The organism is Phyllobacterium sp., from assembly GCF_037994425.1.
Lineage (GTDB): Bacteria > Pseudomonadota > Alphaproteobacteria > Rhizobiales > Rhizobiaceae > Phyllobacterium.
Genome location: NZ_JBBNAM010000287.1, coordinates 1 through 24,610, shown reverse-complemented (window position 1 = coordinate 24,610; position 24,610 = coordinate 1). Strand labels below are relative to the sequence as shown.

At 59.5% G+C, this 24,610-nt stretch carries 26 protein-coding genes; 11 read left to right on the top strand and 15 right to left on the bottom strand.

Annotation, left to right across the window (positions count from 1 at the left end; all coding sequences use genetic code 11):
* The first annotated feature begins 70 nt into the window (after positions 1-70).
* Together AAAB35_RS19695 and AAAB35_RS19690 are read left to right on the top strand one after the other, a co-directional pair.
* Positions 71-391, top strand: a complete 321-nt coding sequence (locus AAAB35_RS19695) for a 2Fe-2S iron-sulfur cluster-binding protein (protein WP_340669969.1) — start codon at positions 71-73, stop codon at positions 389-391.
* Positions 392-578: 187 nt separating this feature from the next.
* The gene (locus tag AAAB35_RS19690; RefSeq protein WP_340669968.1) at positions 579-1,607 is read left to right on the top strand and encodes an NAD(P)/FAD-dependent oxidoreductase; all 1,029 of its coding nucleotides are present in this window, start codon (positions 579-581) and stop codon (positions 1,605-1,607) included.
* Positions 1,608-1,621: 14 nt separating this feature from the next.
* Here the strand turns inward: AAAB35_RS19690 and AAAB35_RS19685 are convergent, their stop codons facing one another.
* A complete protein-coding gene (locus AAAB35_RS19685; protein WP_340669967.1) occupies positions 1,622-2,239 on the bottom strand; it encodes a DUF922 domain-containing protein in 618 nt (205 codons plus the stop codon).
* A gap of 126 nt (positions 2,240-2,365) precedes the next feature.
* Between AAAB35_RS19685 and folP the strand changes: the two genes are divergently transcribed.
* Positions 2,366-3,202 carry a dihydropteroate synthase gene (gene folP, locus AAAB35_RS19680; RefSeq protein ID WP_340669966.1) on the top strand — a complete coding sequence of 279 codons (837 nt, stop codon included), beginning with the start codon at positions 2,366-2,368 and terminating at the stop codon, positions 3,200-3,202.
* The gene (gene folK, locus AAAB35_RS19675) at positions 3,199-3,720 is read left to right on the top strand and encodes a 2-amino-4-hydroxy-6-hydroxymethyldihydropteridine diphosphokinase (protein WP_340669965.1); all 522 of its coding nucleotides are present in this window, start codon (positions 3,199-3,201) and stop codon (positions 3,718-3,720) included. Before folP ends, folK begins: the two co-directional genes overlap by 4 nt.
* 158 nt (positions 3,721-3,878) lie before the next feature.
* Here folK and AAAB35_RS19670 read toward each other — a convergent pair whose 3' ends face one another.
* The 4 genes from AAAB35_RS19670 to AAAB35_RS19655 all read right to left on the bottom strand — a co-directional run bounded on the left by AAAB35_RS19670 (position 3,879) and on the right by AAAB35_RS19655 (position 7,684).
* A complete protein-coding gene (locus AAAB35_RS19670) occupies positions 3,879-4,415 on the bottom strand; it encodes a hypothetical protein (protein ID WP_340669964.1) in 537 nt (178 codons plus the stop codon).
* A gap of 133 nt (positions 4,416-4,548) precedes the next feature.
* Complete coding sequence (locus AAAB35_RS19665) at positions 4,549-5,631, bottom strand: TIGR01620 family protein (protein ID WP_340669963.1); 1,083 nt, start codon at positions 5,629-5,631, stop codon at positions 4,549-4,551.
* Positions 5,628-7,091: a YcjX family protein gene (locus AAAB35_RS19660; RefSeq protein ID WP_340669962.1), complete on the bottom strand. Its 1,464-nt coding sequence runs from the start codon at positions 7,089-7,091 to the stop codon at positions 5,628-5,630. The genes AAAB35_RS19665 and AAAB35_RS19660 overlap by 4 nt, the downstream gene beginning before the upstream one ends.
* Before the next feature lie 74 nt (positions 7,092-7,165).
* On the bottom strand, positions 7,166-7,684 hold the full coding sequence (locus tag AAAB35_RS19655) for a histidine phosphatase family protein (RefSeq protein WP_340669961.1): 519 nt from the start codon (positions 7,682-7,684) through the stop codon (positions 7,166-7,168).
* A 386-nt stretch (positions 7,685-8,070) separates the two neighbouring features.
* Here AAAB35_RS19655 and dksA point away from each other — a divergent pair, with 386 nt between their 5' ends.
* Positions 8,071-8,487, top strand: a complete 417-nt coding sequence (dksA, locus tag AAAB35_RS19650) for an RNA polymerase-binding protein DksA (protein ID WP_027231664.1) — start codon at positions 8,071-8,073, stop codon at positions 8,485-8,487.
* Positions 8,488-8,549: 62 nt separating this feature from the next.
* On the opposite strand, the gene AAAB35_RS19645 is transcribed toward dksA, so the two are convergent.
* Positions 8,550-9,659 (bottom strand): hypothetical protein, encoded by a 1,110-nt coding sequence (locus AAAB35_RS19645; protein ID WP_340669960.1) that lies wholly within the window; start codon positions 9,657-9,659, stop codon positions 8,550-8,552.
* A gap of 319 nt (positions 9,660-9,978) precedes the next feature.
* Here AAAB35_RS19645 and AAAB35_RS19640 point away from each other — a divergent pair, with 319 nt between their 5' ends.
* Positions 9,979-12,576 carry an ATP-binding protein gene (locus AAAB35_RS19640; protein ID WP_340669958.1) on the top strand — a complete coding sequence of 866 codons (2,598 nt, stop codon included), beginning with the start codon at positions 9,979-9,981 and terminating at the stop codon, positions 12,574-12,576.
* A gap of 167 nt (positions 12,577-12,743) precedes the next feature.
* Here the strand turns inward: AAAB35_RS19640 and cysK are convergent, their stop codons facing one another.
* Entirely contained in the window at positions 12,744-13,718 is a 975-nt protein-coding gene (gene cysK, locus AAAB35_RS19635) for a cysteine synthase A (protein WP_340669957.1), read from the bottom strand.
* A 142-nt stretch (positions 13,719-13,860) separates the two neighbouring features.
* Complete coding sequence (locus AAAB35_RS19630) at positions 13,861-14,481, bottom strand: LysE family translocator (protein ID WP_340669956.1); 621 nt, start codon at positions 14,479-14,481, stop codon at positions 13,861-13,863.
* Positions 14,482-14,618: 137 nt separating this feature from the next.
* On the opposite strand from AAAB35_RS19630, the gene mbfA reads away from it, so the two are divergent.
* Positions 14,619-15,602, top strand: a complete 984-nt coding sequence (mbfA, locus tag AAAB35_RS19625) for an iron exporter MbfA (protein WP_340669955.1) — start codon at positions 14,619-14,621, stop codon at positions 15,600-15,602.
* A gap of 345 nt (positions 15,603-15,947) precedes the next feature.
* Here the strand turns inward: mbfA and AAAB35_RS19620 are convergent, their stop codons facing one another.
* Positions 15,948-16,295, bottom strand: coding sequence for an antibiotic biosynthesis monooxygenase (locus AAAB35_RS19620; protein ID WP_340669954.1), 348 nt, complete (start codon positions 16,293-16,295; stop codon positions 15,948-15,950).
* Entirely contained in the window at positions 16,292-16,624 is a 333-nt protein-coding gene (locus tag AAAB35_RS19615; protein WP_340669953.1) for an NIPSNAP family protein, read from the bottom strand. The genes AAAB35_RS19620 and AAAB35_RS19615 overlap by 4 nt, the downstream gene beginning before the upstream one ends.
* Before the next feature lie 131 nt (positions 16,625-16,755).
* Here AAAB35_RS19615 and AAAB35_RS19610 point away from each other — a divergent pair, with 131 nt between their 5' ends.
* Complete coding sequence (locus tag AAAB35_RS19610) at positions 16,756-17,451, top strand: helix-turn-helix transcriptional regulator (protein ID WP_340669952.1); 696 nt, start codon at positions 16,756-16,758, stop codon at positions 17,449-17,451.
* 292 nt (positions 17,452-17,743) lie between these two features.
* Positions 17,744-18,271 (top strand): GNAT family N-acetyltransferase, encoded by a 528-nt coding sequence (locus AAAB35_RS19605; RefSeq protein WP_340669951.1) that lies wholly within the window; start codon positions 17,744-17,746, stop codon positions 18,269-18,271.
* A 33-nt stretch (positions 18,272-18,304) separates the two neighbouring features.
* On the opposite strand, the gene AAAB35_RS19600 is transcribed toward AAAB35_RS19605, so the two are convergent.
* From AAAB35_RS19600 to AAAB35_RS19590, 3 genes are read right to left on the bottom strand one after another with little or no spacing between them, the layout of a single operon-like run.
* Positions 18,305-19,045 carry an SDR family oxidoreductase gene (locus AAAB35_RS19600; RefSeq protein WP_340669950.1) on the bottom strand — a complete coding sequence of 247 codons (741 nt, stop codon included), beginning with the start codon at positions 19,043-19,045 and terminating at the stop codon, positions 18,305-18,307.
* A 31-nt stretch (positions 19,046-19,076) separates the two neighbouring features.
* Positions 19,077-20,069 (bottom strand): aldo/keto reductase, encoded by a 993-nt coding sequence (locus AAAB35_RS19595; RefSeq protein WP_340669949.1) that lies wholly within the window; start codon positions 20,067-20,069, stop codon positions 19,077-19,079.
* A gap of 39 nt (positions 20,070-20,108) precedes the next feature.
* Positions 20,109-20,522: a cupin domain-containing protein gene (locus tag AAAB35_RS19590; protein WP_340669948.1), complete on the bottom strand. Its 414-nt coding sequence runs from the start codon at positions 20,520-20,522 to the stop codon at positions 20,109-20,111.
* Positions 20,523-20,645: 123 nt separating this feature from the next.
* Between AAAB35_RS19590 and AAAB35_RS19585 the strand changes: the two genes are divergently transcribed.
* Both AAAB35_RS19585 and AAAB35_RS19580 read left to right on the top strand, forming a co-directional pair.
* A complete protein-coding gene (locus tag AAAB35_RS19585; protein WP_340669947.1) occupies positions 20,646-21,542 on the top strand; it encodes a LysR family transcriptional regulator in 897 nt (298 codons plus the stop codon).
* Positions 21,543-21,674: 132 nt separating this feature from the next.
* Positions 21,675-22,322 carry an OmpA family protein gene (locus tag AAAB35_RS19580; RefSeq protein ID WP_340669946.1) on the top strand — a complete coding sequence of 216 codons (648 nt, stop codon included), beginning with the start codon at positions 21,675-21,677 and terminating at the stop codon, positions 22,320-22,322.
* Here AAAB35_RS19580 and AAAB35_RS19575 read toward each other — a convergent pair.
* The gene (locus AAAB35_RS19575) at positions 22,315-23,232 is read right to left on the bottom strand and encodes a pseudouridine-5'-phosphate glycosidase (RefSeq protein ID WP_340669945.1); all 918 of its coding nucleotides are present in this window, start codon (positions 23,230-23,232) and stop codon (positions 22,315-22,317) included. The two genes, AAAB35_RS19580 and AAAB35_RS19575, sit on opposite strands and share 8 nt — an antisense overlap.
* A gap of 14 nt (positions 23,233-23,246) precedes the next feature.
* Positions 23,247-24,197 carry a carbohydrate kinase family protein gene (locus AAAB35_RS19570; RefSeq protein WP_340669944.1) on the bottom strand — a complete coding sequence of 317 codons (951 nt, stop codon included), beginning with the start codon at positions 24,195-24,197 and terminating at the stop codon, positions 23,247-23,249.
* Between the last annotated feature and the right edge of the window lie 413 nt (positions 24,198-24,610).

The following is a 24,610-nucleotide window of genomic DNA, read 5'->3' as shown; positions in this document are numbered from 1 at the left end:
CAGGGAGTACAATTGACTTCCCTGTCCAAATCCCTATGTCAGCGATAAATTTCCTGCTTGGGGCATGCATATGGCAAAAATCACGTTTGTCACTTTTGACGGCGCGCGTATTGAGACGGATGCTGAAAACGGCTCGACCGTAATGGAGAACGCTATTCGCAATGCGGTTCCCGGCATCGATGCCGAATGCGGCGGTGCCTGTGCCTGCGCCACTTGCCATGTCTATGTCGACGAAGAATGGACGTCCGTTGCCGGCGAGCCCGAGGCTATGGAAGAAGACATGCTCGACTTCGCTTATGACGTTCGTCCGAGCTCCAGGCTGTCCTGCCAGATCCGCGTCTCTGATGATCTCGATGGTCTTGTGGTGCATGTTCCTGAGCGACAGGCCTGATATTTTCTCATCGATGGATTAAAATAGCTGCCATGCGCGCCATTTTGGGGCGGGCAGGGACGCATTCACTTGACCTTGATGAGTGCAGTCGCTACGCGCTTTGCAGCCCGTGCATCCTCGATGCACCAGCCAATACCCCAATTTCGTCTGCACGGCATGCAGAACCTTCTGCCATGAGGAATTTTCGATGAGCGAAGTTATCAAAACCGATGTTGTCATCATTGGCGCCGGGCCCGTCGGTCTGTTCGCGGTGTTCGAACTTGGCCTTTATGATCTGAAATGTCATCTCATCGATATCCTCGACCGTCCGGGCGGCCAGTGCGCCGAGCTCTATCCGGAAAAGCCTATCTATGACATTCCGGCCTGGCCCATCATCAGCGGCCACGATCTTACTGAAAAGCTGATGGAGCAGATCAAGCCTTTCGCGCCGCAGTTCCACTTCAACCGGATGGTGACCAAGCTCGAGCGCAAGGCTGATGGCGGTTTCCATGTCGAAACCGATGAAAGCGAGGTTTTCGAGGCAAAAGTGGTCGTGATTGCTGCGGGCGGCGGCTCATTCCAGCCGAAGCGCCCGCCAGTTCCGGGCATCGAGCAATACGAGGGCAAGAGCGTCTTCTATTCCGTGCGCCGCATGGAAGAGTTTCGCGACCAGGATGTCCTGATCGTCGGTGGCGGCGATTCCGCCCTCGACTGGGCTCTCAATCTACAGCCGATCGCGCGTAGCCTCACGGTGGTGCATCGCCGTGCCGAATTCCGCGCCGCGCCCGACAGTGTCAAGAAGATGTTCGATCTGGTCGAAAGCGGCAGCGTTCGCTTCGAACTCGGTCAGATATCGGGACTGAAGGGCGAGGATGGCCAGCTTACCCATGCCACGATCAAGGGCAGTGAAGGCGAGATCGACGTTCCCGTCACGCGGATGCTGCCGTTCTTCGGCCTGACGATGAAGCTTGGGCCGATTGCCGACTGGGGGCTCAATCTCAACCAGAACCTGATCCCGGTAAACGTCGAGACATTCGAGACGTCGGAGCCCGGTATCTTCGCCATCGGCGACATCAACTGGTATCCCGGCAAGCTGAAGCTCATCCTTTCGGGGTTCCACGAGGCAGCGCTGATGACACAGGCGGCGAAGCACATCGTCAGTCCCGGTGAGCGTATCGTGTTCCAGTACACGACTTCATCGACGAGCCTGCAGAAGAAGCTGGGCGTGACGAACTAGCCGGAGCCGCGTCCTTACGGCGTCTTGCCGAATTCGCGTATCAGCCTGTAGCTCAGGAGCCGCCCGAAGCGATCCTCGAAGTTAAGTGCCTCGACCTTGTCGAACTGAACCTGCGCGAGGTCGTGCTGTTTCATAAGTTTTGCCGTCAGCGTGCTGATATCATTCTTCAATGTCGCGCAGTCGCTGCGCCATGGGAGGCCCTTGATCTGGCGTTCCATATTGCCCGCCGCAGTGCGGGCAATCGAGATATGGCTTTCCTCGTGCCGTTTGATATCGGCCGATAGCGTGTCCCAGATCATGGCAAGATCGGCCGGGGCGGTGCGCCGCTGCGTCCAGCGCGGCAAGTAGACGTGCGCATGGACTACGATTGTTGCATCGACCACGCGGCAGCTCTTGCCGTTGGAGCCGTATTTAATGCGGCTTTCAAAACGCATCTTGGTCATGCCGGGATGGCGTTGCCCAGTTTTTTGCAGGACAGGGCCCCGCCTATAGAGCTCCCGGTCAAGGTCGGCCGCGGTGCGGCCATTCAGGCTGAAATATTCGTAGGAGCGCAAGACCGTCGCTGCATTGGCGGGCTGCGCTGCAAGGGCGATGACGGTGGCGAACGCTGCAGCTTTGGCAAAATTACGCATGGTCTTTTCCTATGTTCCGGCCAAGTCTGCCCGATCCGTACCCTATCGTCAAAAACATTGCGGATGAATTGACGCAGCGCGCGTTCTGTTAAAAAACAGCTACAGGATTTGTGAAGGAGCATGTTGATGCAACGGGAATGGAAGCTGGCGCACGGCCGCACCCTGACATTGGGAGCCCGCGCCTTAATCATGGGCGTCCTAAACGTTACGCCGGACTCTTTCTCCGATGGCGGTCTCCATTACTCCTTGGATCATGCGCTCGCCGGGGCGCTCCAGATGATTGCCGAGGGTGCAGCCATCATCGATGTCGGCGGCGAGTCGACCCGCCCGGGCGCAACGCGGGTTGAGCCTCACGTCGAGCAGTCGCGGGTTCTGCCGGTCATCGAAGCTCTCGTGAAGGAGACGGACGCTATAATTTCGGTCGATACTTACCGGGAGGAGACAGGGCGCCTTGCGGTCGCAGCCGGCGCCCACATCGTCAATGATGTCTGGGGCGTGCAGCGTGAGCCCGCCATTGCCGATCTTGCCGTAGAAACCGGCGCGGGGCTGGTCATCATGCATACCGGGCGCGAGCGGGAGCGGAATCCGGATGTCATCGTCGATCAGTTCGCTTTTCTCAACCGCTCGCTCGAGATCGCCAAACTTGCCGGCGTAGCCCGCGACCAGATCGTCCTCGATCCAGGTTTTGGCTTTGCCAAGGACACTGCCGAGAATATCGCTCTCATGGACCGGTTTGCCGAACTCTCCACGTTTGGATATCCGTTTCTCGCCGGAACGTCACGCAAGCGTTTCCTTGGTGCGACCTCGGGCGGCGAAGGTGAGGAGCGGGATGTCGCGACGGCAGCATCGTCGGCCATCCTGCGCCTTGCAGGCGCGGATATTTTCCGCGTGCACAATGTTGCGATGAACCGCAGCGCCCTGGCGCTCGCCGATGCGCTCCTCGAAACGCGACAACGCCAATGAACCCAAACATTCGGAAGGCCTGGCTCGGACTGGGCGGCAATATCGGCGACCCTGTGGCAGCCATGGGGAATGCCCTGCGCGCCCTCGATAACAGTGACGATACGCGGGTGGTTGCCGTTTCGCCGGTATACAGGACGCCGCCCTGGGGCAAAATTGACCAGGCATGGTTCCACAATGCCTGCGCGGAGGTCGAAACCTCGCTGCGGCCTGAAGCCCTGCTAGCGACCTGTCTCGACATCGAGAGACGTATGAAACGCGAGCGGATCGAGCGATGGGGCCCGCGCATTATCGATATCGACGTGCTCGCCTATGCGGGGTTCGAGCAGTTCGAAAGTCCAAGTCTCGTTTTGCCGCACCCCCGCATGACGGACCGGGCTTTCGTCCTCGTTCCGCTAGCGGACATTGCACCGAACCTTGTGATCAACGGCAAGCCCGTGTCCCTTTGGCGCGACCTTTGCGACAAGAGTGGCGTTGAAGCGGCCCGCAGCGATTCAGAATGGTGGCGGGAAGAAAAGTAGGAGTTTCTGGGATTGTCTCCGCGCCTCCGCTGTCTTCGAACCTGACCCGAGGATCTAGAGGTTAATCAACGAGGAGGAAGGTGGATCCTCGGGTAAAGCTCGAGGACGACGCCAGAGAGGCAAGAGTATTCCGAGACAAGGCGACGCGTCAGCGAAACTCAGTTCTTCGCGATGCTTCCGACAGCGACAGCGTCGACGCGCTTCAGGGAAACGCCGACAACCGGGATCAACTGGTCGTCAAGGCGAACCGAGATCGTGACGTTCATCGTATTGTCGCTGGTGAACTTCGCCTGCATGGCGCCGCTGAGCTGTTTGCGGCTGATGGAAAGCACTACCCTGTCACCGGAAACATTGCCATCGGTGATGTCGAGGCCTTTGCCGGCCGAACCATCAAGGAACGTACCTTTGTAGCTATTGCCCGACCGAACGACCGTTGCCTTCATCGGCTGGTTGAATATGCCGACGCGGCAGCTGCCGTCGAGCGTCATCCCCGGCTTCTCCGCGGGCGTCGTGCCGTCGAGCGTGCAAATGAACTTCGTACCCTTGTATTTCCCGGCGACGATCTCGCCAGGTCCGGTCCATTGGCCTTCGATCGTCCGAAAGAATTCGGCGTCATTGTCCCGGGCGTGTGCCGGCGACGCCAAAAGCGCACAGGCAAACAGGGACAGGGCAGCGGCTGTTGCGCTTCTCTTCATCGGCGGGACTCAACACAAATAATTGGAGTAGGTACGTAGAGCGATCATCGTCCGGAATGGTTAACGGAAAGTTGCCGTTCACAGAAAACGTGTTGCGAGGAAGATTGCAACCCTTAATTGGCAATCCGCAACCTTATTCCTTTTTTGTGCCGCCGATGCGCGCGAGATCGCCGATGAAATCGCCGATGTTCGGGCGCCGCTCGGCATTGAAGGGAAATGGCCGTACCAGATCCATGGCCGAAATGCCGATGCGCGCGGTCATAAGGCCATTGATCACGCCTTCGCCAAGCCGCGCGGAGAGCTTCGCGGCAAGTCCATGGCCCACCAATTGCTGGATGATCGAGTCGCCCATGGCAACGGTCCCGGTTACCGCCAGGTGGGCGATGACATTGCGGGTCAGCCGAAGGAAGCCCAGTGTGCCGGGCCTGCCGCCATAGAGTTCAGACAGGCGCCGAATAAGCCGGGCGGATTCGAAGATGACATAGCCGATATCGACCAGCGCGCGCGGACTGACTGCAGTGACGATGGAGACGCGCTTGGAGGCGGCGAGGATCATGTCGCGTGCCTGACGGTCGAGGGGGCGCAGCAACTCGGTCTCGCCAAGACGGATAAGGTCGCGTCCGTCGATGACATCGTCGCGCAAATCATGGAGAAGGGCGCGGCCCTTGGCCGTGGGCGGCAGTGTCTCTGCGATGGCGACAAGCTTGCCGACGACGGCCTTGGCCGCCCGGGTGTCATTGTCAGCGGCCGCCTTTGCGGCTTCCTCCCGCAGGTTTTGCACCGAGGCGAGGCGGCGTAACGCAAGTCCCTCACGAAGGACGATCGCAACCAGGGCAAAGGCAGCGAGCGCAGCAACAGCGCGTGCCAGCCATCCGAGCCACGGCGCCCGCTCGAACAGTGTGCGGATGAGATTGTCGGCCCATAGCCCCAGCGCCAGCGATACCAATATGCCGAGCGCACCGGTGAGCAGAGAGGCGAAGGAAAAGTGCGTCTTGCGAGCGAGGGTCGGGGACGGTGTCAGGGCGTCAAGTTCATTTGCAACGACGTCCTCGGCATCGAACACGTCGACCGCGGCAGGGGTAATCACCGCCACATCCTTGATCGCTGTGGGACGGCGACCCTGTGGTTTCGACGTACTGGCTTCGGGTAGTGCATCCGATCGTTGCGCCGGGTCAAGACGAAAAGCGGCGGGCTTGCGCGAGTTCTGATCCGTCATGCGAGGCGATCTCCGATGAGGAACTGTAGGGCGCGATCAAGCCGGATATGCGGCAGCGACAGCGTAATGCCCTGGGCGGTGCGTTCAAGTTTAGGGGGGCGGAAACGGACAAAGCGGATGGCGGGATCATTGGCAGACCGATCCGGTGCTTCAAATATTGAATCCGGTTTTGCCGGTAAGTCGCCGGGAAATATGGCGGTCTCGGTTTTGCCGTCGAAGGTTTCGCCGTTGATGGTCTCGCCTTTCAGAGGCGTTCCGACGATCACCGGCAACACCTCCCTGCCTTGGGAAACCGTAGCTTCGCGCGTGGTGCGCACTGCCGCCATGGCGAGGACATCGATGCTTGCGCCTGAAAAATCGGCTCGACTGATCGCGCGATCGACGAGGCGGCGAACGATGGCCTGGAGCCGGTCGTGGCTTTCATGGTGCAGATGGTCCGCCTTGGTCGCGGCAACGAGGATTCGGCTTATGCGCCGCTGAACGAGTCCGGTCAGGAAGTTCGTGCTTCCCGGGCGGAAGCAGGAGAGGATCTCTGTCAGCGCTCTTTCGAGGTCGGCAACTGCGGCAGCACCCGCGTTCATGGCTTGCATGGCATCGACGAGAACGATCTGGCGGTCAAGCCGCGCGATGTGTTCGCGGAAGAACGGCTTCACCACATGGGTCTTATAGGCCTCGTAGCGTCGTTCCATCATTGCCGCGAGCGTCCCGGAACGGTGCTTGGCATCGGAAAGACCAGGGAGCGGCGCGAAGGTAAGCGCGGGCGAACCATCGAGGTCACCCGGCATCAGGAACCGACCGGGCGGTAAAGTGGACAGAGCCATCTCATCCGCCTTGCCGGCCTTGAGATACTCGGTAAAGGTCCTGGCGAGCTTTTGCGCCAGCATCTCGTCGGCAGGGGCATCGGCGTCGACGCTGGTCGCTACGTTGATCCAGTCAGTCGCGACGTCTCGGTGGCTTGCGAGTTGCGCCAGTTCAAATGAATCCTTCGAAAACTCGCTGTAGGATTTGCCGAGAAGTGGCAGGTCGAGCAGCCATTCACCCGGATAATCGACGATATCGACCGAAAGCTTGCCACCCGAAAACATCCGGTTCCACATCGAAGCGGATTCATATTCGATCGTAAGGCGCAATTCAGAGATGGCCCGGGTCGATTCTGGCCAGATGCGGTCGTCAATCAGCGCCTTCAAATGGTCCTCATATTGAAAGCGCGGAACCGCATCGTCAGGCTGTTCTTCGAGATAGGCGCGGGCGATGCGCCCGGATTTTTGGGCCTGGAACAGCGGCAAGCGTCCGCCATGGATGAGATTGTGGACCAGCGCCGTGATGAAGACGGTCTTGCCAGCGCGCGAAAGGCCGGTCACGCCGAGGCGCAGCGACGGCGAAACGAGGGCGCTTGTCCGGTCGGCCAATGTATCGAGCGCAATTTTCGCTTCATCAGTAAATGTCGTCAGTGTTCCCAATTCTATCGTCCCATGGCGCGGTCACAATTTCAGCCATATGGGACGAAGCCCGGTGGATGGCAAGGAATTGACGATCAGAGATGATGTTCGGCAGGCGAGAAGAACGCCTGCAAAACCCCCGTTCCCGGGCGAATTTCGGCAAGCGGCGTATCGAAATTGATGACGGCGAGGCCAGCGGTGGGGAAGCCGGATACGAGATCAGGATGGGCTGGAGAGTTTTCGTGGTCGATGAGTGCGATCGCAAGTTCCTCCATCATTGGATTGTGCCCGACCAGCATGACGGAATTGGCTGTTTCATGTTCGAGCCCGGACATGCGTATACTCAACAGATAAGCGTCTGGCCCGGCCGAATAGAGTTTCTCGGCGTCTTCCAGGACAAAGGGCGGTTGCAGGGCGAGATATTCAAGGGTTTGGCGCGCCCTGATCGCTGGAGAACATAGAACGATTTCCGGCCTCAATCCCGATCGTCTGAGCTCTTCGCCAACCACTTTGGCAGCTTCAATGCCGGTAACATCGAGGGCACGGTCGAAATCCTTCTGGCCCGGCGAAGGCCAGACCGCTTTTGCATGCCGTAACAAGAAGACCTGACTCATCTTCGAATTCCTACCGTAATAATGCCTGCGAGAAGTGGTTGCATGCTTCCCCGAAAGACGCAATTGCTGGATTCACATGTGGCGCAAATGTCAAAATTATCAAATAATTGTGCAAAAGACGTCTGCGGAAAATCTGTGCTGCATGCGTTTTGAGAGTGCAGGCTACAACTCTCAGTAGAGTGTAAGAGCTATAAAAGCCCGGCTTTCGCCTCGAAATCCAATCATTTCGGTTCAGAGAATCCGAGAATAGCGTCATTTTTGCCAATAATTTGAGCAAATTCCCGCCGTTTCATTCTGCGATTTACATGTCTTTTTGTAGTTGTGCGCCCATCTGACACGACCTATATAGGCCTCCTCGCGTCTCATAGGTGCAGGGTGATTCAAAGATGAATGAACTGATCGATCTTGACTATAAGCCCACGGATGACGAGCCCTTCATGAGTGATCGGCAGAAATCCTATTTTCGTGAAAAACTCATCAACTGGAAAAACGACATTCTGCGGGAGGCGCGCGAAACGCTTGAGATCCTGCAGCAGGAAAACGCGAACCTGCCGGACATAGCCGATCGTGCATCGTCCGAAACAGACCGCGCCATCGAGTTGCGCGCACGCGACCGCCAGCGCAAACTCATCTCGAAGATCGACGCCGCCTTGCAGCGCATCGATGACGGAACCTACGGCTTTTGCGAGGAAACCGGGGATCCGATCAGCTTGAAGCGTCTGGATGCGCGTCCGATCGCAACGCTTTCGATCGAGGCTCAGGAGCGTCACGAACGGCGCGAGAAAGTTTACCGCGACGACTGAGTGGACGGATCAAAATGCAACGAAAAAGGCCCGGTTTTCCGGGCCTTTTCTGTTTCGACGATCTATCGCTTTTCAGGCTTGGAAAGTTCGCCCAGCAGGCGCTCCATCTCGTCCTCGATATTGTCGGGCTTCTTTGGTGCCTCTTCCTTGCCGGGCGCAATGTGCAGTTCACTTTCGAGATCGGCTTCGAACGCCTCGGTGAAATCAAGTTCCCCGAGGCTCAGGTCGGGCTCTTCCGTTTCGGCGGGTCCAAGATTTTCCAGGGTCGGTTCCTTGTAGGCGGAGGATGTCGGCGCAGCTGACGCGGGTTCGTTGCGAATGGCGAACGGAAACGCTGCGGCCGTGGTGGTTCGCGGCTCCGGCGTACGCTCGCCAGCAGGGGCGGCGGTTGCTTCGGCCTGGGGCGCCGGCCGTTGCGGGGCTGAGGCCTGCCGCATCACGCGCGGCCAGACGCCGTTTTCCGCCACAGGTGCACTCACTGCTAGCGTTTCTGCAGCCGGCGCCGCAGCGAATGTCGGCGTTTCGCCTGCGACCGGCGCGGCGCGGGATACCTCGGCCGCTGCCGGCCGAGGCGGAATAGGAACGGCGGCAGGAGCGTGTTTCGGCGGTTCTGCGAGGCGCAGGTCCCGCGGCGGAGCGACCGGACGTTGGGGCGGTGGCGGCGCATGACGCAGGGGGATCTGCGGGGTTTCCTGAACCTGTGCGGCGGGGCGAGCAGCAGGGGCTGCAACCGGCGGCGCGGCGGGTTCCGGCGCCGCTACAGGCGCAACCGGCTCCGGCCCGGGTTCTTCCACAGCGGCGACCGGGAGCTTTGGCTCGGCCTGGGGCATAGAGGCGGCCGGAGCGGTGGTCTCGTTGCGCGAGGGCTGTTTTGCAAACTGACGAATGTTCTGTTCGATCACCACGTCGCTCGGACCGCCGATCAGGATCAGGTGTTCGACATCGTCGCGGCGGACGAGCACAAGGCGCCTGCGGTTGTCCACCGCCGCCGCATCTGTCACCGAAAGGCGCACGTGCCTGTTGCGGCCACCGGCAACGAAAGTCCCGCCCGTCGCCCGCCGGAGGATCGCGAAAACGATAAGCAGTAGGAGTATAACGAGGAGGAACAGCAGGACGAAACCAACGATGGGTGCCGCGGTTTCACCAACGATAGGGGCGAGCCAAGCGTTCATACGAACTCTCCTTTACGGTCTCCGAGCCCAAAACCTGTTCCCCGACATGGGCTTCCACGCATTACTTTGCGTGACACTAGTGCGAGCCAATGTCCGCCGCAACCCTGATGCCATTAGTCTATCCGGCGATAAATCATTAGCCAGCAGCATTCGGCAACAGGGGTACATGTTCGGCTATTGTCCAAGGAGTAGTGGACGAACCGCTCGCATTTGAAAGATAGGGTTTATAGCGCCGAAAAGATATGATCCAAACGATTCGAACACAAACATCACAGCCACCGCATGGCGGTGATGGTGAGGTAAAAGGGGTTTGAGACGCATGTCTCAAGAAACGAACAGCGATCTTTATCCGGAACCGATCATTGCCAATACCAAGTCGAACAAGGCTGGTCTGCGCCTTGTCATCCTCGGCGTGCTGCTCGTCGGCGTTTCGATCCTCTACTTCATTTACCGCGATCAATTGGGCCAGCAGTTCCTGCTGGGGCTCCTCGGCACTTTGGCCATGACCGGCGTATTTTATCTGTTCGGGTCGGCGATCAATGTCATCCAGTTCACCCCCCGCGGCACAAGCGATGAATTGACGCGCGCTTTCGTCGATACGCTGCCAGAGGGCACCGTCGTTTGCGATCAAAAAGGCCGGATCGTTTACGCGAACCGAGCCTACGCGCAATTGACGGGCGTGACCAACTCCAACGACGTCCGTCCGATCGAGCACATCCTTTCGGGAGAAGCTGCCGCTTCCGATCCGGTCTATCGTCTCGCCAATGCTGTGCGGGACGGGATTTCGGGCCAGGAGGAGCTCAGGCTATCGCGGCCGCTCGACCCGTCCCGCGAACCCGTCGCCACCTGGTATCGTATCAAGGCGCGGCCCGTCGCCGGCATCCCCGACCAGACCGCGCCGGTCTATGCCTGGCAGATCGCCGATATTTCTGCCGAGCGCGCCGAGCAGGAGCGCTACTTCCAGGATATTCAGGAGGCAATCGATCATCTCGATCATGCGCCTGCCGGATTTTTCTCGGCCGATCCGGATGGCCGTATCATCTATATCAATGCGACCCTTGCTGAATGGCTCGGCGTCGACCTGACGCGGTTTACTCCGGGCTCGATGATGGTCCGCGAAATCGTGGCCGGCAACGGAATGGCTTTGATCAATGCCGTCAAGACCGAACCGGGTACCAGCCGCAACACGGTGATCGACCTCGACCTTGCCAAGGCCAACGGCCAGAGCCTTGCCGTACGCTTCTACCACCGCGTTCAGGTACAGCGCGACGGAAGGCGGGGACCGAGCCGCACCATCGTCCTCAACCGGGCGGAGGGCGAGGACAATTCAGCTGCACTGCGTGCGGCGGAAGTGCGCTTCACGCGCTTCTTCAACTCCGCGTCGATGGCCATTGCCGCCGTGGATGCGACCGGCAAGATCCTGCGCACCAATGCCCGATTCCTCGGACTTTTCGCGCCGATCGTCGATCGCGACGATATCGACCGGCGCATTCCGCTCGAGACCGTGGTGCATGAACGCGACCGCGAATCCTTCGACCGGGCACTGGCGGCGGCATTTGCCGGCCAGGCCGAGATCTCCCCAGTCGATACTGTCATTCCCGGAAATGAGGAACGCCACCTTCGCTTCTACATCAGTCCCGTTTTCGACGCGGGCTCGGAGGATGGCGCCGAGGAGGCGGCCATCGTTTCCGTCGTCGAAACGACCGAACAGAAGGCGCTTGAGGCCACGATGGCGCAGAGCCAGAAAATGCAGGCTGTGGGCCAGCTTGCCGGCGGCATCGCGCATGACTTCAACAACGTGCTGACGGCCATCATCATGTCGTCGGACCTGTTGTTGTCCAATCACCGCGCCTCGGATCCGTCATTTGCCGACATCATGAACATCAAGCAGAACGCCAATCGCGCCGCATCGCTCGTGCGCCAGCTTCTGGCCTTCTCGCGTCGCCAGACTTTGCGTCCGGAAGTACTCAATCTCACAGATGTGATTGCCGATGTGCGCATGCTACTGACGCGGCTTGCCGGCACGCAGGTGAACCTAAAGATCGAGCATGGCCGCGATCTTTGGCCGGTGCGCGCCGATCTCGGCCAGTTCGAACAGGTGGTCGTCAACCTGACCGTCAATGCCCGCGACGCGATGCCGGATGGGGGCGACCTGATCATCCGTACGCGCAACATGAACGCGGCAGAATCCGCGGAGCTCAATTATCGCGATCTCATTGCGGGCGACTATGTTTTGGTCGAGGTTGCCGATACCGGCACGGGCATGCCGCCGGAGGTCATCGCCAAGATTTTCGAGCCGTTCTTTACTACCAAGGAAGTCGGCAAGGGGACAGGGCTCGGCCTCTCGATGGTCTACGGCATCATCAAGCAGACGGGGGGATCAATTCACTGCGAATCCGAACCGGGCAAGGGCACGACCTTCCGCATTTTCCTGCCGCGCTACGTGGACGAGAAGCAATCTGCCGTGGTGAGCTCCGACGGCGAGACGACGGCTGTCGAAATGCCTAGGCGCGAGAAGAAGGCCGAGAAAGCAACCGACCTTTCGGGTTCAGCCACGGTCCTCCTCGTCGAGGACGAGGATGCCGTTCGCATGGGCGGGCTGCGCGCACTCCAGTCGCGCGGCTATACCGTGCACGAAGCCTCCAGCGGCGTCGAAGCGCTCGAAGTGATGAAAGAACTCGGCGGCAAGGTGGATATCATCGTCTCTGACGTGGTGATGCCCGAAATGGACGGCCCGACGCTGCTGCGCGAATTGCGCAAGGACTACGGCGATATCAAGTTCATCTTCGTCTCCGGATATGCCGAAGATGCCTTCGCGCGCAACCTGCCCGAGGACGCAAAGTTCGGCTTCCTGCCGAAACCCTTCTCGCTCAAGCAATTGGCGACCGCAGTGAAAGAAATGTTGGAGAGCGAGTAAAGGCAGCCCCACTCTCGTACTATACGCACTTCTCCGTCATCCCATACTTGCCGTCATCCTCGGGCCTGGACCGAGAATGACGGCGGTGGGGCGGGGGTTGACGGCGGTGAGGTGGAGACGGTGGTGGTTGCGCGGACAGGCCGACACTCCCTTCGCTCAGCCGGAAACTAGCTGTCCAATCCTTCAAACAGCGCGGTCGAAAGGTACCGTTCGGCAAAAGACGGGATAATGACGACGATGTTTTTGCCCTTGTTCTCGGGGCGCTTGCCGATCTCGATGGCCGCCGTTAGCGCGGCGCCGGAGGAAATCCCGACGGGGACGCCCTCGATCCGCGCGACGAGACGCGCGTTGGCGAAGGAATCCTCATTCGAGACCTGGATGATCTCATCATAAATATGCGTATCGAGCACCGCCGGCGCAAAGCCGGCGCCGATGCCCTGAATCTTGTGCGGGCCGGGATTGCCACCCGAAAGCACCGGCGAATCCTTGGGCTCGACGGCCACGATACGCACCTCCGGCTTGCGCTGCTTCAATACTTGGCCGACGCCGGTAATCGTGCCACCCGTGCCGATGCCGGCCACGAAAATATCGACCTTGCCGTCCGTATCATTCCAGATCTCTTCGGCCGTCGTCCGGCGATGAATCTCCGGGTTTGCCGGATTGTCGAACTGGCCCGGAATGATCGCATCCGGAGTCGTCTCTACCAGCTCATTGGCTTTGGCGATCGCTCCCTTCATGCCCTTGGCGCCTTCGGTAAGAACAAGTTCGGCGCCAAGTAGCTTCAGCATCTTGCGGCGTTCGACCGACATGGTCTCCGGCATGGTAAGGATGAGGCGATAACCCTTTGCGGCCGCCGCGAAGGCAAGGGCAATGCCAGTGTTGCCGGATGTGGGCTCGACGAGCGTCGTCTTGCCCGGCGTTGCCTTGCCCTGCGCCTCGAGGGCGTCGATAAGTGCAACGCCGATACGGTCCTTGACGCTTGCAATGGGATTGAAGAATTCGAGCTTGGCGAGGAGGTTGGCGCCAACACCCTTTTCCTTGGCGAGCTTGTCGAGACGGATAATGGGCGTATCGCCGATCGTGTCCACGATCGAATTGTAGATGCGTCCACGGCCTGGCTTGCGCACTTCACTTTTGCTCATCAATGATCTCCCATGCTGGATTGCGTCATTGAGTCGATCTTATGGGGCAGGGGTGAAATTTCCTAGTCGAAGTCGTGCGGAGCCCGCGGCCTCCTTGGAAAATTCTACCAATATCACCGTACCACTGGAAAATCGTTCCAGCTCAAGAAGCCCGCCCAGCTATCGCCAGCGCCGCGCCGGCCATGAAGGCCGCAGCGGTACGATTGAGCCGCTTGAGCGCACGCGGCGATCCGAGCAGGCCGCGTGCCTTTGCCGCCAGTGCCAAATAGGGCACCAGTACAAGCAGCAGCACCAGCACCGTCAATGTCGCGAGGATAGAATAATCGGCGAGCGTGATGGCGTGGAGGTCGACCAACGTCGGCGTCAGGGCGATGTAGAACAGCATCGTTTTTGGGTTGCCAAGCGTCACTGCAAGTCCAGAGAGGATGCTTGCGACGGGACCGCCGCGGCTCTTTTTCGCCTCGATCTTTTCTGCAGAGATGCCAGCGGTCCACAGTCCCCAGGCCAGATAGGCAAGGTAGGCGACGCCCGCCCATTTGATAAGCAGGAATACAGTGCCGAAAGTCTGCGCCACCATGGCAAGACCAAGAACGACCGCCGTAAGGTAGGTGAGGTCGCCTATAATCAGTCCGACCGACATGAATAATGCCGAGCGAAAGCCGGAGCCGAGCGCCCGCGCGATGAGGGCTGTCAGACCAGGTCCCGGGATCGCGGCGGCGATGGCGAGAGCACCCGAATAGGCGACAAAACCCGCAAGCGTCATGATGAAACTCTCTTGATCAATTCGACGGGAGCGACCCTACGCGTGTGCATACTTTCTGTCTATCAGGGGAAACATCCGGCCTTGAACATTCAACATTCAGACTATAATTTAGAACCATTCTAAATTAAGGAAATGCCATGCTCAGCCGGTTCTTCGCCCATCGCCGACATTCGCTTGAATCGCTCAGCGAACAGGAGATTCTCGCGCTCGCCATTGCATCGGAGGAGGATGATGCGCGTATCTACCTCTCCTACGCGGATGGCTTGCGTGAGGACTATCCCGACAGCGCCAAGGTTTTCGACGAGATGGCCGAGGAAGAAAACCGGCACCGGCAGGTTCTCATCGACCTGCACCAGGAGCGCTTCGGCAACCAAATTCCGCTGATCCGCCGCGAGCATGTGCGCGGCTATATCGAGCGACGGCCTGATTGGCTTGTGCGCCCGCTTGGCGTCGACAAGGTGCGCGAGATGGCCGAAAAGATGGAGGAACAAGCCTACCGCTTTTATACCGAAGCAGTGAAACTCGTAAGCGACGCATCGACGCGCAAGCTGTTGGGTGACCTTGCAATCGCTGAAAAGGCGCACGAGTCCCTGGCCCACCGGCTTGGCCTCAAGCATACGCCCGAAACTGTACAGGAGGCGGAAAAGCAGACCGAGCGCCGCCAGTTCATACTGACCTATATCCAGCCCGGCCTTGCCGGTCTCATGGACGGTTCGGTCTCGACATTGGCGCCAATTTTCGCGGCAGCTTTTGCGACGCAAGATACCTGGCAAACTTTTCTTGTCGGACTGTCCGCATCGCTTGGCGCCGGCATTTCCATGGGGTTCACCGAGGCGGCCCATGATGACGGCAAGCTATCCGGACGCGGATCCCCGCTGAAGCGCGGCCTTGCCAATGGATTGATGACCGCGATCGGCGGTCTCGGCCATGCCTTGCCTTATCTCATTCCCGATTTCTGGACGGCGACCACGATTGCCGCGTTTGTCGTCTTCGTTGAACTTTGGGCCATTGCCTATATCCAGCACCGCTTCATGGAAACGCCGTTCTTCCGGGCGGCGATCCAGGTGGTGCTCGGCGGCAGCCTCGTTCTCGCAACGGGAATATTGATTGGCAATGCGTGATTTAGGCATGCCGGCGCTTCGGACAGAGGCAATATTGGGGGAATTCCAATGCCAAAAGCCCTTTTTGCCCAAGTAGTTAAAGCTAATAATTGATGAATTCATCCGTTCTTAACCAATGGCGTTCAGGAGCTGTTCATCTTTATGAGTTAAATTTTAGCTAATTGATCGCTACCGGCTCGCCCGGCAGGCCAAAACCAAGAGACCAGACATGATGACCATGATTATCCAGCTGCGCGATACGCTTCGCGTCGTCCGCGAGTTCATTGTGCCGAGTTACCGGCCAGAACGCCATTATATGCGTGGTCCGGGACCCGCATGTGCCCAGCGCAATCACGGACAACGGGCTTAAGCATCATGATAAGCCCGCGCATCAGACGGGGCCTCGTCACGGGCTCTGAGACCATAGTCACGCACAACGGACGCAATCCGCAGCCGATAATCGGCAAAGATCCCGCCGCGGCCGTCGCGCTGGGCCAGGCGATGTTCCTCGGTCTGGCGCCAAGCCGCCACTGACGCTTCGTCGCGCCAGAAGGAAAGGGAGAGGTACCGGTTCTCGTTGGCAAGGCTGCGGAACCGCTCGACCGAAATAAACCCTTCCGTCGTCTCCAGCAGCGGACGCAGATCCGCCGCGCGGTCAAAATAATCCTTGGCTCGGCCTTCCGCCGGCTCAACCTCGAAAATCACTGCAATCATCGGATCAATCCTTTGCCATCCAATCCGGTAACGAGGTTGAGGAACGTACGGTCCTCGCGGCGGATGAACTTCTTTTCCCTCGAGAACTCATAGTTGGCGCGGCCAATCGGGTCTGCCTTCAGCCTGGCACGATAGGCCTCGTATGCCGCAAGGCTGTCGATATTATAGACGCCATAAGCCAGCGTAGCGGAACCTTCATGCGGGGCGAAATAGCCGATCAGATCGGCCCCGCAGCGCGGGATCGCCTCGTTCCAGTTGCGGGCATACGCCTCGAACGCATCCTTCTGATAGGGATCGATCTCATATTTGATGATGCAGGTGATAGCCATTTCTCTTGCTCCTTTGCATCTCTGATGGCCATCGTTATAGGCGGTTAAAGCTGCTTGATACTTCGGTCGTTTTCGAAGCATTGTCTGCAATGGCAGGGCAGTCTGGCCGGCACATGCGAAGGAATGATGCGATGTCTAACAATGCGAGATTTGCCGAAATCGCGGCGCTGGCGGGCGATCCAGGGCGTGCAAGCATGCTCAACGGATTGATGGACGGTCGAGCGCTGACGGCATCAGAATTGGCGCAGCTTGCCGGCATCACCGCGCAGTCGGCGAGCAGCCATCTCACCCGTATGACCGATGCGGGCTTGCTCACAGTGGAGAAGCAGGGGCGGCATCGCTATCACCGCCTTGCATCTCCCGCCGTCGCCCAGATGATCGAAAGCATCATGCGTATCGCGGCGCCGGAAATTGCCGCCAAGCCGGTTCGCACCGGCCCTCGCGACACGGCGCTGCGGGCAGGGCGCACCTGCTACGATCATCTGGCCGGTCATCTCGGCGTCGCCATAACCGATGCGCTGATCGATGGGGGGCATCTCGAACTCGGCCTCGACGCTGGTGAAGTGACGGAGAGCGGGCGCGTGCTCCTTGCCCGCGCCGGCATTGACATCGAGGCGGTGGCGGCCAGACGTGGCCGCATCCTTTGCCGGCCATGCCTCGACTGGAGCGAAAGACGCCCACATCTTGCGGGCGCAGTCGGTGCAGCTCTCTGCAGCCATTGTTTTGACCAGGGCTGGATCAGGCGCGTGGCGGGAACGCGAGCCGTTTCCGTCACGCCCAACGGACAAAGGCAATTGCGCGAGACATTCGGCGTCATTCTTGCCTAGCAGGAACTAGACGTGCCGCGTAGGCATCGACGCGGGTTCGAGCGCCTCACGAAGATCCTTTAATCTGACGTAATCCGACGGCCCGCACGCAGTATCATTGAATTTCCGCATTGGATAGGCAATGATCCCTGCCATGACCATTCGTTCGACCATCAAGATGCCCGTTACCGGAGTCCCTGTCGGGGCCGGTCGGATACTCTTGCGCTGAATCGAACGCGACGATCCACCAGACCCTGCCAGCGAGGCGAGCAGGGTTCGAACTCGGCTCTTCTCGAACGAGACGGAGAGCCTCATGAGTGAACAATCCAAGCCACAGTCGACTGCCCCGGAATTCGCGATCCGCGCCACGCGGGCCGAAGATGTAGAACAGATAACCGTCCTGTCGAATTTGCCGCGCTACCGCGCCGGGACATTGCGGCTGCCCTATCAAAGCCTTGAGCAGACACGAACTTGGCTCGATGGCCATGGCACCGGTACGCTCAGCCTCGTTGCCGAGATCAACGACCTGATCGTCGGCCTTGCCAGCTCGCGCCGGTTTGACGGCCGGCGATTGCATGTTGCTGCCTTGGGCATGGGCGTCCACGACCATTTCACGCGATGCGGGATCGGAAAGGCCTTGCTCGCCGCTTTGATCGATGCCGCAGACAATTGGCTGAATATAAAACGCATCGAGTTGATCGTGTTTGCTGACAATACGCCGGCAATCCGGCTCTACGAAAAGTTCGGCTTCGAGACGGAAGGTGTGCAGAGGGCAGCCGCCTTCAAGGAACGGCGCTACGCTGATTGTCTCGCCATGGCCCGCGTCAGAGGGGAGCCCTGATTTGAATGCCGGCGGTCGCCCGCCGGCACCCTATCAATATTCTTGCCGTGTGGGCCTGAACAGGATCTCGTTGATGTCCACGTCCTCCGGCTGGCTCATCGCGAAAGCCACCACACTTGCGAAGGAATTCGCGGGGATGGCAATGCGATCGTAGAATGCCTTCACATTCTCGGCGAAATCAGGCTCAGTGATGCTGTCGGGCAATTCAGTGGCGACCGCGCCGGGCGAGATGATGGTCGTGCGGATATTGTAAGGCTTGACCTCTTGCCGCAGACCTTCGGAAATCACCCGCACGCCGTGCTTGGTCGCGGCGTATACGGCGCCGCCGGGGTTGACCTTGTGTCCGGCAACCGAGGACACATTGATGATGTGGCCGCTTTTCCGCTGCTTCATGTAGTGTAGCGCAGCGCCGATGCCGTAAAGCACGCCCTTGAGATTGACATCGATGGTGCGATTCCAATCTTCGACCTTGCAACGTTCGAGCGGCGAGTGCGGCATCAACCCGGCATTGTTGATGATCACATCGATGCGGCCATGCAGCTTTACCGCATGGTCGACCAGACGCTTGACCTCTTCGAATTTCGTCACATCGGTTTGGACCACGGCGTCCGTGCCCAGCGATAGTTCTTCGGCGAGCGCCTGGAGCCGTTCCAGCCGCCGCGCGCCGAGCACCAGCTTGGCGCCGTCGTGGGCGAGGCGGCGGACGGCCGCTTCCCCCAATCCGCTGCTCGCGCCGGTGATCACGACAACCTTGCCTTCAATACCTTGGGTCATTCTATTATCCTTTCAACATGCGCAACCGGCATCAGCGACCTGTCAGTTGCTCCAGCCTTTCGGGGTAGCGTTCACCCTCGACCCTGATGTTTGCCGCCGCTGTTTCAATGGCGCTGAGATCCTCGGCTGAAAGCTCAATTTCCGTCGCGCCGATATTCTCTTCCAGCCTGTGCAATTTTGTAGTCCCCGGGATGGGCGCGATCCATGGTTTTTGGGCCAGGAGCCAGGCAAGAGCGATCTGCGCTGGTGTCGCACGCTTCGCGGCTGCGATCTTGCCGAGAAGATCGACCACGGCCTGGTTGGCCTTGCGTGCCTCAGGCGTGAAGCGCGGCAGATTGTTGCGGAAATCCGTGCTGTCGAACGTGGTCTTGTCATCGATCTTGCCTGTCAGAAACCCCTTGCCAAGGGGACTATATGGCACGAAGCCGATGCCAAGCTCTGCGAGGACAGGCAGTATTTCCGCTTCCGGACGCCGCCACCATAGCGAATACTCGCTTTGCAGGGCGGTGACAGGCTGTACGGCGTGCGCCCGGCGGATCGTCTGCGCTCCCGCTTCCGAAAGGCCGAAATGCTTGACCTTGCTTTCCTGGATCAAATCCTTGACCGCGCCCGCAACGTCCTCGATCGGAACGTCCGGATCGACGCGGTGCTGGTAGAAAAGATCGATGACGTCGGTACGCAGGCGTTTGAGCGAGGATTCCGCGACTTGCCTGATATGTTGGGGACGGCTGTCGAGACCGATCCACTGCGGTCCGCCATTGGGGTCAAGCTTGAAACCAAATTTGGTTGCAATGACCACGTTGTCACGGACAGGCGCGAGCGCTTCGCCCACAAGTTCCTCATTGGCGAACGGCCCGTACACCTCCGCCGTATCGAAGAAGGTTACACCTCGGTCCACAGCAGAACGCAGGAGTGCCAACATCTCGCTTTTGTCTGGAGCCGGGCCATAGGAAAAGCTCATGCCCATGCAGCCGAGGCCGATCGCCGAGACTTCTAGGCTATTTCCAAGCTTACGTTTCTGCATTTTCAATCTCCATGGGATCGGTCACAGGTGTGACCATGTTCATTGTCCAATCGCTAACCGCGTCTGATACTGGGCATCGCTGACCTTCTCCATCCAGGTCACCACCACGCCGTCGAGCGCCTCCGCGATGGCGATATGAGTCATTGCCATTGTAGGCGCAGCGCCGTGCCAGTGCTTTTCACCCGGCGCGAACCAGACGATGTCGCCCGGGCGGATTTCCTCGATGTCGCCACCCTCTCTCTGGACGAGGCCGCACCCGGCGCTGACGATCAATGTCTGGCCGAGCGGATGCGTGTGCCAAGCCGTGCGCGCACCCGGCTCGAACGTGACGATCGCACCTCCAACCCGCGCCGGTGCGCTGCCCTGGAATGGACTGTCGATCCGAACTGTGCCTGTGAAATAATCGGCCGGTCCCCTGCCGGAGGCCTGTGAACCGTTTCGCTTGATGTCCATTGTGTCATCCTCGTGCTGAATGCTGGCCAGGCAGCGCCTGGTTTGTTGACACATCATTTAACAGCTGACGCCGGCAATCATTAGAGCGTATAGCGGGCATGAACTTATGAGAAGGATTCATGAATGGCGCGCGAAAACCTCAACGACCTCGTTGCCTTTCTCGCAGTCGCGCGGGAACGGAACTTTACGAGGGCTGCGGCGCAGCTCGGGATATCGCAATCGGCACTGAGCCACACTATTCGCGCGCTCGAAACGCGTCTGGGAGTAAGGTTGCTTACGCGCACGACGCGCAGCGTCGCGCCAACAGAAGCCGGGCAGCGCCTGCTCGCAACGGTGGGACCACGGCTGGAGGAGATCGACAGTGAACTGGCGGCCCTTGGCGAATTTCGCGACAAACCGGCAGGCACGATACGCATCACCGCCGCGGAACATTCAGCAAGCACAGTGCTTTGGCCGGCGCTGGAGACATTTCTGCCGCAGTATCCCGACATAAACGTCGAAATCAGCATCGACTACGGGCTGACTGATATCGTCGCCGGGCGATATGATGCGGGAGTTCGTCTCGGTGAACAGGTGGCGAAGGATATGATTGCGGTGCGCATTGGCCCGGATATGCGCATGGCCGTCGTGGGAACCGAAGCTTACTTTTCGCATCGTCCAAGACCGACGACGCCGCACGAGTTGACCGACCACATCTGCATCAATCTGCGCCTGCCGACCTATGGTGGCGTTTACGCCTGGGAATTCGAGAAGGACGGTCGTGAGTTGAAGGTCCGTGTTGATGGCCAACTCGTATTCAACAACATGTCCTTGCGACTGAACGCAGCGCTGGCGGGGCAGGGGCTGGCCTATCTTCCCGAGGACATGGTTGAACCGTACGTGGCGGATGGGCGATTTGTTCGGGTCCTTGAAGGCTGGTGCGCACCCTTTCCTGGCTATCACCTTTACTATCCGAGCCGCAGGCAGACCTCGCCAGCATTCGCGCTTGTGGTGGAGGCCCTTCGCTGGCGGGCGAAATGAGAGCCGCTATTGCCTTGAGCTAGTCCTGACAGACCGTCTTGCACGATGTTTCTACTACTATTTTCCCGCTCCCATATTTTGCCCGAATCGCTTGTATAGTCCGCGCCACATCCAAACGGGGACCTTGATTCGATGATGAAGAAACTGGCCATCGCGTGCCTTGCAGCGACCATTCTTGCCGGCTGCACAACCGACCCATATACGGGTCAGCAGAAGGTGTCGAATACGGCTGGCGGCGTCGCGCTCGGAGCGCTGGCGGGTGCTGGACTCGGTATGCTGGCGGGCGGCAATGACCGCCGTAACGCGCTGATTGGTGCGGGTATTGGTGCGCTCGGCGGCGGTGTCGTCGGCAATTACATGGATCGCCAGGAAGCGGAGCTGCGCGCGCAGCTGCAGGGAACCGGCGTCTCGGTTACGCGCAATGGCGACCGTATCATCCTCAACATGCCGTCGAACATCACGTTCAATACCGACCAGGACCAGGTGAAGCCGGAGTTCTATCCGACGCTCAATTCCGTTGCGGTCGTGCTGCGCAAGTTCAACCAGACCATCGTCGATGTAGCCGGCCATACGGACTCGACCGGCAGCCTCCAGCATAACCAGTTGCTGTCCGAGCGCCGGGCGCTTTCGGTATCCAACTACCTGACGCAGCAGGGGATAGACAATCGCCGTTTCGACGTTCGCGGCTTCGGCCCAACGCAGCCGGTTGCAACGAACGCCACGGAGGCCGGGCGCGCCCAGAACCGCCGCGTCGAGATCCAGATCGCGCCGCTTACCTGATCGCGAGCGCCACGGCGATTTTCGCCGCAAGGCGCGCATTGTTCTCGACGAGCGCAATGTTCGCCTTCAGGCTCTCGCCCTTGGTAATGTCGAGCATTTCGGCAAGAAGATATGGCGTCACGGCCTTGCCGGTGACGCCATTTTTCGTCGCACGGGCGATTGCCTCGCCGATATAGCCGGCCATGATCTCCGCCGGAATTTCGTCGGCTGCCGGTATCGGATTGGCTATGAGCATGCCGCCGGTGACACCGATGGCTTCACGAGCGGCCTGGAACCTTGCGATAGCATCCGCTGAATCGAGCCGCAACGGCGCCTTGATCGGCGATTGACGCGACCAGAAGGCCGGGAGCACGTCCGCGCCGTGCACGACGACGGGGACGCCTTTCGTTTCAAGCACTTCGAGCGTCTTCTCAATATCCAGAATCGCCTTCGCGCCAGCCGAGACCACGATGACCGGCGTGCGCCCGAGTTCCTCAAGATCGGCGGAAATGTCGAAACTCAACTCTGCGCCCTTGTGCACGCCGCCAATCCCGCCCGTGGCAAAGACCTTGATATCCGCAAGATGCGCGGCAAGCATGGTGGCCGCAACGGTTGTGGCGCCCGTGCGTCCTTCCGAAAGCGCAAAGGCAAGGTCGGCACGCGAAAGCTTCATTGCGCCCTTCACTTGTGCGAGCGCCTCGCGCTCCCCGGCGGAGAGACCGATCTTCAGACGGCCATCAACAATGGCGACCGTCGCGGGCACGGCGCCTTCCTCGGCAATGATGGCTTCGACATCCGCGGCCATACGGCTGTTGTCCGGATAAGGCATACCGTGAGTAATGATCGTGCTTTCGAGCGCCACCACGGGTTTGCCCGCGTCAAGCGCCTCCTGGACCTTGGGGGCGATATCGGTGAAGGGATTGAGGGTCAATGTCGGCTCCTTGATCAACGCAGCGCAATCGGATCGGGTATGCAGGAAAGCGCCGCGTCGAATTTCTCGGGGGTAAAGATTGGGCTGGCGGAATGCGTCGTCAATGTCAGCATGGAAGCGGTCGTACCCTGACGCACGGCCTCGTGAAACGCGGCACCTTGCATCAGTGCCGCAATCGTGCCGCCGGCAAGGGCGTCGCCCGCTCCGGTAACATCGGCAATGCCGTCCACCGCTGGCGGTACGATCGTGTAGGCCAGATCACCGCAGTATGCGAGGGTGGCGGCAGCGCCGTTGCTGACAACAGCCGCATCAAGCCCCGCTGCCAGCAGCGTCGCATGAATTTCCGCGAACTCTGCCGATGCCGCAAGGCCCGTCAGAGCCAGTGCCTCGCGCCGGTTCATGAAAAGGCAGGCAAGATTGCCAAAGATCGGAAGCAGGCGTAGCGCTTTTGCCGGCGAAATCGCCAGGGCAAAGACGGGTCGTTCTCCCGCGAGCCCCGCAAGGCTCTCCAGCGCATCCGAGGGCAAATTCGCATCGCAAAAAACCGCATCCGCCGCGGCGACGGCATCGCGCACCTTGCGCCGGCGCAATTGCCGGGGGAGGGCCAGTTCATATAGCGCCATGTCGGCAATCGCCGCGACCACGTCACCATGCTCGTCGAGGATCGCCGTATAACTCGGCGTTGCGCGGTCCATGAAGATCACGGAACTGTCCACAATCCCGGCAGACTCGATGGCTGCGCCGATTGTCTCGCCGACCCGGTCACCGCCGCGCACGGACAGAAGTTCGGCCGCGATGCCGCGTTGGACCGCGAGCCGCAACGCATTGAAGACACCGCCGCCGGGCTCTTCGTGCATGATTCCGGGGTTGGACGCTCCCGGGACGAACGGGACGGTGCTCCGGCCGCGCCGGTCGAGATGGGCGCCGCCAACGGCAAAGAGCAGCGGTTTATGGCCTGACGTCATGGTATGATAGCTTTGTCCGATTAAACCGCTGATTGAAGGGGCGACGTTTCGTCTCTTCTCTAAAGTGTCGGCTGGAACGGCGCAATGATCCTGCCGATTCGATTTTCGCGATCCTGGTTTATCTGCCGACATGGATGCGGGGCAAAAAGCTGCAACGACAGCATGTCGCGCACCGGATGAGAACATTTTACGAACATTTTTGAGTTAGGCAAATATTTCAATCACTTGCGTCTGTTGCAAAACAAGAACAAAACAGATACAAATAACTTCATTGGAAGCGACATCCGGACTTCATGGATAACACAGGGGTAGTGTAACATGGCTCAAAATTCATTGCGGTTGGTTGAGGGTAATTCGGTGGATAAAACGAAAGCGCTGGATGCGGCATTGTCCCAGATCGAGAGGGCCTTTGG